This is a genomic window from Helicobacter felis ATCC 49179, from assembly GCF_000200595.1.
Classification (GTDB): Bacteria; Campylobacterota; Campylobacteria; order Campylobacterales; family Helicobacteraceae; genus Helicobacter; species Helicobacter felis.
In genome coordinates, this window is sequence record NC_014810.2 from 41,283 (window position 1) to 55,247 (window position 13,965).

Annotated in this window: 16 protein-coding genes; 10 read left to right on the forward strand and 6 right to left on the reverse strand. The window is 43.1% G+C overall.

All coding sequences use genetic code 11. The features are described 5' to 3' along the window. Positions 1-58 precede the first annotated feature (58 nt). The 6 genes from HFELIS_RS00245 to HFELIS_RS00270 form a co-directional block, all read right to left on the reverse strand. The gene (locus HFELIS_RS00245; RefSeq protein ID WP_231844176.1) at positions 59-1,117 is read right to left on the reverse strand and encodes a hypothetical protein; all 1,059 of its coding nucleotides are present in this window, start codon (positions 1,115-1,117) and stop codon (positions 59-61) included. A 65-nt stretch (positions 1,118-1,182) separates the two neighbouring features. Beyond that, positions 1,183-2,259: a hypothetical protein gene (locus HFELIS_RS00250; RefSeq protein ID WP_148229920.1), complete on the reverse strand. Its 1,077-nt coding sequence runs from the start codon at positions 2,257-2,259 to the stop codon at positions 1,183-1,185. A gap of 192 nt (positions 2,260-2,451) precedes the next feature. Continuing rightward, entirely contained in the window at positions 2,452-3,504 is a 1,053-nt protein-coding gene (locus HFELIS_RS00255) for a hypothetical protein (protein ID WP_013468526.1), read from the reverse strand. Between the two features lie 8 nt (positions 3,505-3,512). Then, on the reverse strand, positions 3,513-4,664 hold the full coding sequence (locus HFELIS_RS09260) for a hypothetical protein (RefSeq protein WP_013468527.1): 1,152 nt from the start codon (positions 4,662-4,664) through the stop codon (positions 3,513-3,515). Beyond that, positions 4,661-5,902, reverse strand: coding sequence for a hypothetical protein (locus HFELIS_RS00265; protein WP_013468528.1), 1,242 nt, complete (start codon positions 5,900-5,902; stop codon positions 4,661-4,663). The genes HFELIS_RS09260 and HFELIS_RS00265 overlap by 4 nt, the downstream gene beginning before the upstream one ends. Before the next feature lie 39 nt (positions 5,903-5,941). Next, positions 5,942-7,882, reverse strand: coding sequence for a hypothetical protein (locus HFELIS_RS00270; protein WP_013468529.1), 1,941 nt, complete (start codon positions 7,880-7,882; stop codon positions 5,942-5,944). A gap of 159 nt (positions 7,883-8,041) precedes the next feature. Between HFELIS_RS00270 and HFELIS_RS09265 the strand changes: the two genes are divergently transcribed. The 10 genes from HFELIS_RS09265 to HFELIS_RS00315 all read left to right on the forward strand — a co-directional run bounded on the left by HFELIS_RS09265 (position 8,042) and on the right by HFELIS_RS00315 (position 13,958). Further along, positions 8,042-10,210: a hypothetical protein gene (locus HFELIS_RS09265; protein WP_013468530.1), complete on the forward strand. Its 2,169-nt coding sequence runs from the start codon at positions 8,042-8,044 to the stop codon at positions 10,208-10,210. A 134-nt stretch (positions 10,211-10,344) separates the two neighbouring features. Beyond that, positions 10,345-10,602, forward strand: a complete 258-nt coding sequence (locus tag HFELIS_RS00280; RefSeq protein ID WP_013468531.1) for a hypothetical protein — start codon at positions 10,345-10,347, stop codon at positions 10,600-10,602. Positions 10,603-10,629: 27 nt separating this feature from the next. Then, positions 10,630-10,935: a hypothetical protein gene (locus tag HFELIS_RS00285; RefSeq protein ID WP_013468532.1), complete on the forward strand. Its 306-nt coding sequence runs from the start codon at positions 10,630-10,632 to the stop codon at positions 10,933-10,935. A 21-nt stretch (positions 10,936-10,956) separates the two neighbouring features. Then, positions 10,957-11,232, forward strand: a complete 276-nt coding sequence (locus tag HFELIS_RS00290; protein WP_013468533.1) for a hypothetical protein — start codon at positions 10,957-10,959, stop codon at positions 11,230-11,232. A gap of 8 nt (positions 11,233-11,240) precedes the next feature. After that, positions 11,241-11,522, forward strand: a complete 282-nt coding sequence (locus tag HFELIS_RS00295; RefSeq protein ID WP_231844177.1) for an iron transporter — start codon at positions 11,241-11,243, stop codon at positions 11,520-11,522. Between the two features lie 11 nt (positions 11,523-11,533). Beyond that, a complete protein-coding gene (locus HFELIS_RS00300) occupies positions 11,534-11,965 on the forward strand; it encodes a hypothetical protein (protein ID WP_013468535.1) in 432 nt (143 codons plus the stop codon). Positions 11,966-11,993: 28 nt separating this feature from the next. Next, positions 11,994-12,128, forward strand: a complete 135-nt coding sequence (locus tag HFELIS_RS09455; RefSeq protein WP_267891029.1) for a hypothetical protein — start codon at positions 11,994-11,996, stop codon at positions 12,126-12,128. Between the two features lie 173 nt (positions 12,129-12,301). Further along, positions 12,302-12,574, forward strand: coding sequence for a hypothetical protein (locus HFELIS_RS00305; protein ID WP_013468536.1), 273 nt, complete (start codon positions 12,302-12,304; stop codon positions 12,572-12,574). A 108-nt stretch (positions 12,575-12,682) separates the two neighbouring features. Next, entirely contained in the window at positions 12,683-13,024 is a 342-nt protein-coding gene (locus HFELIS_RS00310; protein ID WP_148229921.1) for a hypothetical protein, read from the forward strand. Between the two features lie 118 nt (positions 13,025-13,142). Next, the gene (locus HFELIS_RS00315; protein ID WP_013468538.1) at positions 13,143-13,958 is read left to right on the forward strand and encodes a hypothetical protein; all 816 of its coding nucleotides are present in this window, start codon (positions 13,143-13,145) and stop codon (positions 13,956-13,958) included. Positions 13,959-13,965: the final 7 nt, after the last annotated feature.

Below are 13,965 nucleotides of genomic sequence, written 5' to 3' on the forward strand. Positions count from 1 at the left end.
CAGCGCGGGCATTATAGAGAATTTAGATCAATTTTGGAGAACTAAGCCTTGAAATCCATTATTTTGCCTGTTTTTCTTGCCACATTTGGGTGAATTTTTCAAAACTCATGGGGGCTTTGTGTTTAGAAGCCTCTTGGCTTTGGTCATAAAAAAGAGGGGATTCTAGGAGTTCAGAAACCCCGGTTTGGGTGTTTATGCGTAGCGTTTGCCCGCTCAGTCGGTTTAAGTAAAATTGACCTTTTTGTAATTTAAGAGCGATGATGAATTTTTGCAAGATGTTAGAATATTTGCGGCTAAACTCCAGAGTGAGTATATTGCCTTGATGTGTAAAATTAGCTTGCTGGTAATCCTCTAAGCACAGACGGCGCCCAATCATTTGTCCTTGACGCAAAATACTTAGGCACACCAAATCGCCAAGTTTGGAATGGGGCTTGGGAGTGCTGCGCACAAGGGTATAGGGCGTGCCCTCAAGATGGTTGATGGAGTTTTGTAACACCTCTCCTTTAAAGGCAAAGATATAGGGCTGTGTTTTAAAATACTCCAAGAGCTGGTTTGTAATGGCTTCTAGGGGGTATTTGTAGGGGTCGTGTGGGTCGTCCCTTAATTGATCGTAAAAATCATGGTAGGTGGTGTGCCCCCAATCTTCAAATTCTCTAAATTTGTATAGATAAAACCTCTCCTCGCTAGCGATCCTAAAGTCGAACACAACGGGCTTTTGCTGGGCTTGAGAAGTGGATGTGGGCGGGATAAAGCGTGTCATGGTTAGTCTTATCAATCTAATGTCTTGTTTGGGGGTTTTTTCAAAGACAGGTTCTGTGAAATTTTTCAAGCAAAAACCTTTTTCAAGCGCGCCGCTCTGCTTGATGACGCCCAAACACATGCCCTTAGCTTGCACCTGATCCTCTTTGTAAAACTCACCATAGGCACTCAGAAGAAGAGTGGTGATCTTATGGCAATGGGGTTGATCCTTTGGGCACGAGGTGCCGTATGTTAGATAATCATCTAGGCTATAAGACAGATCGCTTGCAGAGCGCTGATACTGCTTTGTTTGCATAAAATCTGTCAGCCATTGCTTGATCGCCACTAAGGCTTGTTCTTGCGTTATAACAAATTGCATTGTGGTAAATGGGCTACTGGCCCCGTGCAAAACAACCAGTCCAATCAAAAGTCCCAATATCTTTTTCATCGGCGTTCACACAGTCCACGGAAACGGCACTCGGTTTCAAGTTTGGAGAGTTTAGAAATGCTTACCTGATCCCATTTGATTAAATTTTTAGCACTAGGGTCGTCTCTGGGTTGTCTGTAAAAAATATCTGTGCCCACGAGTTCTTTAAAAGCGCTCTTAGTCTCCACTTGGGAAACTTGTTGGCTATACTGGTATAAATACAAAGTTCCATTGATTTCTTTTAAAGTGATGAAACCTTTATAAGCCTTAGCGAAAGGTTTGGAGGTGGGTTTATTCTGCCAATAATCCTCTAGGGTCAAAAACCGCCCCTTATGGGTGAATTTAGTTTGCACCTGTGCGCCATGGCATAGAGCGTTGTATCCAAGACCTGGAATCTGGATATAGTCGCAACCTGCTAGAGGGGTGTTATCCAAGTAAAAATAGGGGACTATTTGGATCAAGCGGTAGGAGCGATCGCCCATCATGACATCCACCGGAGATTGTTGGGGAGGATTTTCAACACCACAGAGGCGATCTTTAGAGCGCATTTGCAGTTGGGCTAAAAGGCTATTGTTGAGCGCGCCCATGGCAATTTTATGCGCGCCCTTTGGGTCGTCTTGGGAAAGACAATAGCGATCGATTCTCGTATAAGCACTCTGTGCGCCATAATAATCTAGGTAAAAGGTGCGATCGATGATTCTAAACGCCAAAATGGGCAATGTGGGTCGCTTATAATAATCAAAACCCCCTCCAAGCACTAAAACCAAATAAGGTTCTTGGTTATGCTCCACAACTTGGGTAAATAAAATACCATTAAAACCCTCCAAACAAAAACCCTTGTAAAGTTTGCCTTGATACAACACACCCGAGCACATCCACGCATTGTTAGTGGCTTCATTATTGGCATAAAATTTAGCTTTGGCGTAAAGAAAGGTGTATTTTTCACCCTTGAACTCAATGGGGGTTTTGTTCTCCACACTCCATTCTGCTTGGGGACTGATCATATAGTAATTATCGGCATCTTGATTCGTCTTTTTGGGCACAAAATCACGCAACCACTGCTTGACCTGCTCCATCGCTTTGCGATCGTCCATAGCCTGTAACGATACTAGAGAGCAAATTAAAAAACACAGCAATATTCTTAAAAATATCTTCATATAGATTTTCTCCGCGAGTGATTTAAGTCTGGGCGCGTAATCTGTAGGCGCTAACATGGTTGTTTGCCAGTTCAGATTGATACCTACAATTCATAGCAGAATCATGTAATGGGATTCTAATGAAGTGGATCATTGAAACTCTCTCCCTAAATTCTTTTGCAACGCCAAGCATAACACATTATTAGATTTAAAGGCTTGGATTTGTTGGTGTGGGTTGTCATATAAACAAGGAATGTAATCTAGGGTGATCAAGCGTTCTTCTTTGAGCTTTTTTTGCATGCGCTGGATTAGGGTTTTGCTAGGGTTTTGGAAACTTTTTAAGCAGAGGTCTAGGAATTTAGAATCCAAGTAAGAGGGATATAAACAGATTTCAGGGGTGCTCTCAATTTGACTAGGCGCGCTCTTAAGCTGGGCAAGTATCTTTAGGTAAGCTCTTCCCATCTTAGCTAAGTGGATACTTTGGAAGTAGTGATAATCTAAAAGCTGGTATAAAAGTGTGGCTAGATTGGGATCGCCTAGCGCTTGAGAAAAATCGACAACAAGTGTTGTAGGACTGTCATCACCCAAGCCCATCAATCTATTTAAAATCCCATAGACACTAAGCCCGGTGTCTAAGTCTTGGAATAGATGGATAAGTGCGGGGCTTTTATGGGGGGTGTCATTATATACGCCTACTTCTAGGCTATCTGTGTCTTGCCATATCTCATCCATGTTTAAACAATCTGGAGTCCAACATGCGTGTGTGTTGGTGTAGTGATGGATAAACTCGATGTGTGTAAAGGGGTTAATCCCGTGTTGTTGGAGTTGCAAAAGAGGGGTATAGAGAAACGCGTTAATTTGTGAAAAGTCTAAAGCTATTTGTTTAGCTGTTTTGCTAAAAGAGGGCACTTCTGGGCTATCTGGCATGGATTCTTTAATAAGCTCTAAGAGGGCAAGCGTGCTAAATAGGTGCATCGCTTCTAGCATGGCACGCTCTTTGGGGGTGCTTGCCTTGAACTGCTTTAAAATATGGATAGCAACACTTTGGGCTAGCTGAAGTATTTGTTGTCTTTGGGGACTTAGGTTTGTCAAAAAGGCGTGCAAAGAGGGAGGGTGCGCCTGCTCATACAATATCTGCATCTCTTGAATAGGATTTGCGAGCAGGGGGAGAAAGAGTAATCCCATCCAAAGTAAAAAGGGCATAGATTTCCTTAGAATTTCATCTTTTGCAACGCCAAGCATAGCGCGTTACTAGATTTAAAAACTTGGAGCTTATCCTTAGGGTCTAAATACACACAGGGGCTATTATCAATAGAAATCAAGCGCACAAGGTGTAATTGCTCTTGAATGTTCTTAGCGTTGTAGGTTTGGGCTTTAAAGAGTTGTTGGCAGATTTGTTGGGATTGTGGGCTTAAGTATTTGGGGCTTAAACACATGGTAGGGTTGTCTTTGAGCATGTTTTTTAAAATCTTGGGATTTTGTAAGCTGTCGTAGTAATAAGGGGCGTTGCGATTTAGGGGGAACACCCGCGCTAGATAAAGATCAAAGAGATGTTCGGGGTCTATGCGTTGGGCGTTTTTATCCATGAAGTCCCAAAATGTGCGTCTGTCAGGTATCCGGTTTGCAGATATCCCCCCCTCAAAGATGGTGTTCATAACGAGCGCAACCCAAGAAGGATAGTCTATACGAAGGGCGAAGATGTCCATGGGTATATCCACTTCATGCATATCTTGAATAAGGCGTTTTCTAAAAGGCTTATAGGGAATAATGTTTTTTCTTTGTTCTTCATATAGCCCTTTTTCATGAAAAACAAAAATATTTCTCATACGACGCAGATCACCATTTTTAGAAAAAATGCGATGGAGTTGTTGGAGATAGGCGATCACATCTAGCCCCGCTTTGTGGGCGTTGAAAAGCGGGGCATAGAGCCATGCGTTGATGTGTAAAAATTCGTGGGCAACAAATGTAGCCTTTTCTTCAAGCGACATGTCTATGAGGTCTAGGGCATGGAACATTGCCATATCTTTAACATGGGTTAAAAAAAGCTCTTCTCTTTGGTTTTTGGGCTTAAACTCTTTAAACAAGGGGACTTGCTTAACCACAGCTTTGGCTAGGGGGATGGAGGCATCTGTATAATCTGCCATAATCTGAGCCAGAGTATAGTCGTAGTTGTTATTTAATGGGACATTTTCGCACGCATCTTTTATCTTGGCAGAGGATTTTTGCATGTAATCATAGAGTGTCTTAAACGCCTTGAAAAATTGGAATTCTTGGAGCGTGCTTATTGGGATAAAGATGGTTACTACCTTTTCTTTAGCCTGCAGATTGAACACCAAGAGAGCTAAGAGGAGCAAACGGATCATTTAAGCCCCTTTTCTAAATGTTCTTGCAACGCCAAACAGATCGCGTTGTCAGACTTAAACGCTTGTAGCTTGTCTTGGGAGTTCAAATACACACAGGGGGCGTTGTCAATGGAGAGCAGGCGCAGGGAGTTTAGGTATTTTTGTAAGGGTTTAGGATCGTAGGTGTGTTGTTGGAAGATTTGTAGGCACACTGCCTTAGCCTCTTGGTTTAAATACTGGGGTTGCAGGCAGGGAGTGGGGTTTTTGGGCAGAGTTAATTGCATCGCAGCTGTCATGTCCTTCATCGCTTCTACAAAATTATGGAAATTTGGATCGCCTGCAGAAATCAAACCACTGCCACCAAACATCAAACCATTGCCACAAGGGTTTTTCATTGCGCGCACATTGGTAACAATTTCCCAATAATGACCCATGTTGCTGGTGTATTGATCGGCACTATTCCCCAAGAAAGTCTTGGTGCGCGCTTGGTAATAAGTTACCCATAATTCCAAATCTTGCACCTTGACACCCATAACACTGATGATCTGATCTTGCAAAAAATTTTGACTGGTAGGCTCCACATCAAAAATATTGGTGTTGTAACCGCTCAAATCATTGCGCACATTAATGTACTTAAAATCCTCAAAAAAATGGCGCATAGTCAGAGTCTTCGCACCTTTAGTCATATTTAAAATATCTTCTTGGGTTTGCATGTTAGACCAATAATTATAAAGGAAAAGCGGATCAAACTTGGCGTGCAGTGCCTGTAAATAATCTGCCATGTCTAAACCCTGATGATAAGCCTCCAGCAAGGGGGCATAGATCAACTCTATGTTCTTTAAAAATTTTGACGCGTTCTGTTGGGCGTCAAAGGGCTTAACCCGCTCTGGATGCTCTGGAGAATCATTACAATCATCAATACCGGGAGTAGAATCGCGCAAAAGAGCAGCGAGGTTAAACATCTCAAGGGCTTTGAGTGCTTGGATGGCTTGGGCTTGTTTGGGGTCTTTGGGTGTGAGGGCTTGTAAAAGCGGGATGTGATTGACAAAGGCTTTTAGGTGCTTGACAAGGGCTGGTGCTTCCCTTTGCATGGCAACTGAATAGACCATGCCATTCTCTACGCGATCACAACGCTCTTTGAAAGCTTGGTAGTAAATTTTAACCACCAATGCGCGGGCTTGTTGCATTTCTTGGACCAAATCAACGCTGACAGCCCATAGGGGGCTGATGAGTAGAAGGGTGCTAATCAAGCGAGTCATTGAAGCTCCCTTATTTGAGTGCTTGGCATGGCAAAGATTTTATTCTTGATCGGGGTCTGGTAAAAACTCGTTGAAATGCTTCCAGCCTTGCGCTTCAAACATGCCCGTGTCATCGTCTGTTAAATTGATGGTGTTAGCACCAATGGCATTATCCCCGGGTTCTTCACTATCAGGATCCTCCGCACCACAATTTTTAATGATATCAAGCTTTTCAGCAAGATTATGCGCTTTGCTAATTTCGTTGAAACAAGTATTAGCAGCCCAAGTGGTTTCATCCAAATCACAAGCATGATCGCCACAATCATCGGTGGGCAATTGGCTCAATGACCCCACTAAGATGATATGCACCGCATTCCCTTGTTGGACCTTTGTTATGATCTTAGAGACTAGATTGATGGGAGTGTTATAATCTGCAATCCCATCGGCATAGCTAGGCGAAGCTTGCACAATCACATAAAAATTTTTCTTGGCATTCTTGGGCACTAGATCGATTCTATGGGCTTTTTGGAAAAAGGTTTTTAGGGGTTTGGCATAGGTTTTCACATAATTATAGGCGGATGCTTCTTCTGCAAAATCATTCAAGAGAGCTTGATCGTTTTCATGCAGTTTGCGCACGCGCCCGGGTTTAAACCACAACTTGGCTTGGGGACTATATAGCCATGCACTTTGCTCACGGCTTTGTTTGTCTTGCAATAGCACGATTTGAAAAGGGGCATGTTTCAAGCTAGCCTTTTTTACAACCTTGTAGGCACTTAAACCCTGCGCTTTTGTGGGGGGCTTATCTCCCATAGGAGTATCTAAACTCTTTAAAAAATCGCGTGCTTTGATGAGCCCTGTTTTAGGGCTGTAAATATAGGGGGTGGGGTTGTCGTTGTCGATATATCCGGGTGTCTCATTGTGTTTTTCTTGAATGCCAAAGAGAAAGGTTTCCCAACCCCTGCCCGTATCAGCTACTTTTTTAGAACCTTTAGGTTCTTCTGCGAGCTGGCCATCGGGGACACCACAAGCGCCTTTAATGGAAGTGGCGTGGAATTGTTCTTTAAGCTGTTGGTAAGATTGAAAAAGGGCTTTACAGGGGGGATTGGTTTTATATTTACCAACGATACCGCAGTCTTTAAGGGGATCATCGCCTGTGTCTGGTATATCACAATAGCTAATGTCCCGTTCTAGGGCAAAGACATGGACGCGGTAGCGTTTTACAATGGTGGGAAATTTGTCAAGGATTTCTTTGGTGCGTTGGTAGAGATTGGTGTAATGCAGATCAGAATTATCAAAATTTAAAACAAGATAGAGATCGGGGGCTTGGGGGTTAGCAGAGGGGAAGTGATCCAAACAGGATTTAGGCAACACCTTAAAAAAAGAGCCAAAGAGAAGGGGGGCGTTTTTAGCGTCTAATTGTTGGACGCGCGTGTTGATTTGATTAAAAAGAGTGGCATTATCTCCAAAGGCTTGCGCAACCTCTATAGCTTGGGTGGTGTTTTCATCTATGAGCCACACACTGGGACCATCAAAGGTAGCACTCTGCCAACGCGTGCCTTGCAAGGGTTTTAAAGAAAGTAGGGTTTCATTAAAGTCAATAAAGTTAGTAAAAGAAGTGCCTGTCGTATTGGTCAGGATGTTATACATCTTTAAGGGCATGGCCTGGTTATGCGCGGCTATGTCATTATCTAGGTCAGCACCATAGTAATTATCTGGTCTTTTATTAGTCAGCCTGAGAGTCTGTTTATCTATCCACCACGCCACCCATTTGCCCTTGTAATCCACAATCAGCGCTTTATAACCCGGACTATAAGAGTAACCATCGTGATATAGACTTGTTTCCACAGATTTAACCACCTTGCCTAGAATGTGGTTTTGTTCTAGGATAGCTTGCCCATCGATCCCTTGTATCTTCTTAGCCACAAGGCATGCCAAGCACAAGCCCCACAAGATTAAAAGACGCTTGAGTGTTATATGGAATTTCTTATCAAGTCTGCACATTTTCTAATCCTTTATATTACTTATGCGCACAAGCGCGGGCATTATAAAGAATTTAGATCAATTTTGAAGAATCTTACAAGCTCTCAAGACAAGGTCTTGCTCTAAATTTAAAAACGCGCTATGTTTGGCATTGCAAAAACATTTAAATAAGGAATTTTGATGGTGCGCTTGTTTATGATAGTTTTGTTGTTTGTGGCATGCACGCATGTCCAAAAACCTACCCCACCCCAGCCTACTCCCCAGCCTACCTCTGCCCTGCCTACAGCCCTCCAGACCCTCCAAGAATACATCAAAAACCCACAGGAGGAGGACCCCTTGAAAGTCAGGGACATTGAGATGAATTTAGCCCAAAAAGTCCTAGATCAAGTGCCTTTGATCCAAGCCTTCAAACCCAAAGATGCCCAAGAAGCGCGCTTTTTACAGACACTTAAAACCCTAGAAGCTTTCTATTTGGTGCTTTTGATCCAAAATCACATGGAGGAGAAGCGCGAAACCATTGCGCAAATGTTTTTAACCGATTTCAGTCTTCTCTATGCCCCGCTTTTCAACGCCCACAAAGCAGGGCTAAACCTTAGGGAGTATTTGAAAAGTCTTGCTGCAAATTTTGGAGAGGACATGCCCTATCAGCTCAAACGCTGCCAAAATAATTTTGATAAAAAGTGCATTAAGCGCGAGGTGAGCAACTACGCAGGCGGCGGTGCCCTAGAGTATTCTGTGGATTTCAACAAGGAGGGGATTTTAGCCCCCTTTATAAGCGACTTGCAAGGGGTGTATCGCCTCTATAATCGTTTTCTCGTGTCTGTCTATGATCATGTGTGGTCTGAGATCACTTTGGGTTATTGGGATAGACAACGGATTTTTACTGATGTGAGCACACGCGCGCAGGCATTACAAGAGTTTGATTATCTCAAAGTCCTGCATTTTGTGCGCGCGCTAGATATGAGCACTAATGTAGACGCTTATCTGGATTTGCAAGACATCACCCCCCAACTTTTGCAAGATCGCCCCACCATTTGCCTACACCCCAAGTATTTAACCCCCAAACTCCAACAAGAATGTATCCTTGTACTTAATTCTTTGGACAGCCAGATTTTAAAAACCCAGCTCCAAAACCTGCGCTTGTTTTCTGTGCATGACAACCCATGCGCGTATTTAAACCCGCAAAACAAACTCCAGCTATTTCCCTCCAAAAATGCCCTCTGCCAAGCCCTGCAACAACGCTTACAAAAAGATTTTGACACGCGTATTTGGCTGGACTTGGCTCACAACTACAAGCCTACCCCCTTTGATCGCTTGATCCAAATCGCCGAGCAAATAAAAAGGCTCATGTACAAGGGTCATAAGGCGCATGATCCGGGGCGTAGTCTCATCACAAGCGATGCTGTGCTAGACGATTTGCCCACTTTAGAGAAACTAGGATACGGATTTATCGATCAAATCCCTCTTTTACAAAAATTAAAACCCAGAGATAAGCAAGAGGAGCACTTTGTAACAGAATTAAAAAAATTTGAGCTCATGCATCTTTTTACCTTGCTCTTTGGCTCGCTCTTAGATGATAAAAGTGAACATCCAAGACATATCCCTCTTAAACAGGTGTTGCAAGATTATCTCAAGGTCCTAGATTTTATCTACTCTCCCTTGATTGAGGCGCACCAGCAGGGTATGAATCTCAACACCTATATAGACGCCCTGCAAGCCCACCCCTTTTACCCCTCCAGCTTTAAAGATGTGATCGACTACTTTTCAGAACACGAACAAAAAAGCCCCAAACCCATGTTGCCCGTGCAAGCTTTCTTTAAGGATTTCAAAATTGCGGAGCTGGCGTATAGATTAGTCAATCCAGAACTCTCTTATGCCCTCTTGGGCGAATACATTGAGGGGGATTATGCAGAGACCTATGCGATATGGAAATGGCATTTAGGCGATAGTGATGTCAATCCGATCCTAGATGAGGATGCCTTGATGCGCACCTTTGCCCCCTTCTTTATCCAATATGGGACTCGATTCTTTGAACTCTTGTTTGAGAGTTATTACTACACCTTTGACGATCCTCTCTCTAGCCCGGAACTAGATGTAGCGACTTTGCAAAGACACCCCCAACTCTGTTTCAAGCCTAAGTATCTGCGCCAAAAATTCCAGGAAGCGTGTTTAAATATCTTTAAAGATCGCACCTACAGCCCCCATGCTTTACAAACTGCGCTAGGCGGTCTCGCCCTAGTGAATATAGATAAAACCCCGTGTTTAGCCCATGACGCGCAGGGCAAGCTCCAAAAGCTCCCCTCTAAAAACCCTGTTTGTTTGGCGTTACAAAGCGGTTTAAAGTTTTGAGGGCGATAAAAGTTACAAGTAAAGTTTGGGCGTGGCGTGGCGTGGTTAGCGGTGTTTTTAATGTTTTGGTTGTGGTAGTGTGGTATATCTCATTTATCGTTGCGATGTGTAATATGCCCTAGTAAGGATTTCTATTGAAAGCGTTTTTCTTAGGAGTAGTCTTAGTGCTCATGCCACTCTTCACGGCGTGTATGTGTTTTGGGGTGTTCGCAACATTAGAGGATTATGGTTGCCATACCAATGTTTTGGAATTTATCAGCGTGTTAGTGCTGGGCGCGTTGTCTTTTTTACCCATTAGAGAGATTTACAAATATACAGGCTGGTCTTATGGTTGTATGGTGAGTGCGGGTGTTAACGGGTGGGTGGTGCTGTTCTGCCTTATGCTGACATAGCACTCCATGTATAAAAAAAGGTTGATGATGAAAATCAAAAAAGTGCTCTTAGGGCTGGTATTGGTATTAATGCCTTTCTTCACGGCGTGTATGTGCATTGGGATGTTTGCAGCATTGCTTGATGGTTGCACTGATGGGGTTTTGGGAAATATAAGCTTAATGGGTATAGTGGTGTTATATGGGCTATCCTTTTGGCCCATTAGAGAGATCTACAAATACACGGGTTGGCTCGATGGCTGTGTGGTGAGTGGGATTGTTAATGCAGGGAGTGTAATACTCGTCCCCATGATATTACTCTATATAAAAATGATAATGATAGAACTCCATATATAAAATTACATTAAAAGGTTAGCCATGAAAACTAAACAAGTGCTCTTAGGGCTGGTGTTAGTACTCATGCCTATCTTTACTTTGTGTATGTGTATGGGGGTAATAGGAACATTGCATGATTATGGTTGCCATGCTCATATTTTGGGATTTGTGGGCGTAGCGGTGTTAGGCGTGTTGTCTTTTTTGCCCATTAGAGAGATTTACAAATACACAGGTTGGCATTCTGGCTGTGTGGTGAGTGGGGGTTTTAATGGATCAGTGGCGGTGTTCTGCCATATGATCGCATCCTATGTGTATTGAAAAGGTGAGTGATAAAAACTAAAGAAGCGTCTCTCTCAGGGCTAGTGTTGGTATTAATGCCCTTTTTCACTTTGTGTATGTGTTTTGGGGTGATAGAAACATTGCATGAGTGTGGTTGCCATGCGCATATTTTGGGGAGTGCGAGCGTGGCAGTGTTAGGCGTGCTGTCTTTTTTACCCATTAGGGAGATTTATAAACACACGGGTCGGTCTTTTGGCTGTGTGGTGAGTGGGATTGTTAATGTTGGGATCGTGGGATTTTGCTATATGATAGCATCCCACACATATTAAAAAGGTTGGTGATGAAGAATAAACAAGGGTTTCTAGAGTTTTTGTGGCTAGCGTTAGTATTAATGCCTATCTTGGCTTTTGGGGCGTGTTTGTTTGCCGGGTGGCAACTTGTGAAGGCATGCCATTCTCACTTAGCAGATTTAAGCCAAGTGCCCTTAGGCGCGCTGTTTCTTTTATTAATTTTTGGGATTTACAAGCGCACGGGCTGGGTTTTTGCCTGTAAGATGAGCGGGATTTTCACCTTATTGGTGGTGCTGAGTGGGGTTTTTGTGGGGCTGGGGCGTTGGGATCGCCCTTGCTATGCAGAGCGGTGCGTGTGTGAGGGGATGTGTTATGAGAGTCCTTGTCCTACAGACCCTGTGAAGGATAAAGATAGTTGTATCGGAAGGTATTGTCCTGAGTGTTTGGGGCGCGCTACTACTGGGGCACCCCTACATAGGTAGGTTGCCCGACTAAGATATTTTAGGGGCTATGAAAAAGACTAAGGCGTTTTTCTTGGGGGCAGTGTTGGTGTTGATGCCCCTTTTGACTTTTTGGGTGTGTGCAGACGCGATGATATACTTTGGTCCTTGCCATGTGCGTTTAGCCTGGGTGATGTGCTCTTAGTGGCTCTCTCTTTTGTGCCCCTTGTCAAAATCTATCAATATAGCGCCTCTAATAAGATTTGGGCTTTGAATTGCAAGATCAGTATGTACACTAATATGATGGTTGTGGTGGGCTTGCTGATTATAGGGGGGCTACTTTTAGACATGCAATCGTTTCGTTGTTAGGAGCATAAAATGAAAAAGACAACATTGTTTTGCTTGGAGTTGGTGCTCATGCTCTTTGTTACTTTTGCATCGTGCATTTTCTTTTATGCGCTGGTTCTTGTTATTACTCTTGATCTCAACCTCGCCCTTATCGCTTCATTGATCTTAGGGGGCTTGTCCTTTTATCCCATTTTTAAGATTTACAAGCGCCATGCGCCTAGCGAAGTTTGGGCGTGGCGTTGTGTCATTAGCGGGGTTTTTTATGCTCTAGCTGTGGTGCTGTGGTATGTCTTATTTATTTAAGTCTTGCGTTCTGTGCCCTAGTAAGGATTAATGTTGAAAATTTTTTTCTTGTTCTTGGGGTTAGTGTTGATATCCCTCATCATTTTGTTTGTGTATGATAGGTTGAGTTTGGAGCGTAGGTTGAGTTTGGAGCGTTATACAACGAAGTGGATCAAGCGCATATATCGGTTTTATTTAGGGGTTTTGCTTGGCATCACACCCTTTTTAACGCCTTTTTTATGCGCTAGAGTGGGGAGCATATTACTTCATTCGGGGCATGAGATTTTAGCGCTTTTGAGCGTACTCCTTTGTGGTTTGTTCTCCTTTTGGACAATTTATGGGGTTTATGATGACACAAAACCTAGCAAGGTGTGGAAGTGGGCTTGTTTGGCGATCGCCGGGCTTAATGGCGTGATTTTAATAGGAGGCATGGGCTTTGCGGCATGGGTTTTCTTTGGTCCGCATAACTAAGAGAATTGCATTAAAAAGAGTAGTAAAGCCAATTTTTTATTACTCCTTTTTATCACACTGGAGCACTATATTTTGCCTGTGCATAAGAAGACTGTATAAAAGATTTAGGAGAAGAACGGTGTCAAGAGTCAAGGTCATTTATGAGGTGGGTTATCCTATATTTTTTTATAAGCGTGGTGGTAGTGGATACTGGAATGATGAAGTGTTAGATGTAGCCTTGAATGGTCCAAATTACGAACGCGATCTTTCTGGAATGGACATTTTTTTAACCTATTTGTCCAAGCGCAACAAAACAGAGATTATGCTGGCATTTGAGTATTTGTTTTTAAGAAGAGTTGATGCGGAATTTTATGCAAGGCATGAGAGCTTTGAGGTGATGGAAACATTCACCCAAGATCACCTCCACCCCACACTTTTAACCAACACACCAAAGCCTACCTATACCAGCGAATACATCCACACCATTGGGCAACTATTTTTAGCAGGTTATGTGGATTTTCTATGCACCTGGGATAATGATCACCACAGGATAGATTACCCCACCAACCTATCCTACTATAAAGAGGACAAATACCAAGCGTGGGTGTATTTTAGGGACAACTTTTTCTATGCCAACGCTTTTGACAAAGATTGGGATGAGGATATTTATATCTATGAGGGCAAGGAATATTCTAAAGAAGATTGCCCCAAGCGTCAAGAAAATGGAACAACAATTATGTATGGATATAGCACGATGTTTAGCGACACCTCTTGGGACACTCCTAAGTATTGGTCTCCTTATAATATCCTTGTGGTTAGAACCCCTAAGGGCGATGATTACTTTAACCACATCCTAGCCCCTAAATTCTACGAAAAATACAAAAATTTAGAAGTAGAAATAGACAATCAGGGGAATATTTTGGGGTGGTATGATGGTGGGGTTAAGGTTTTATAGGTTCTCC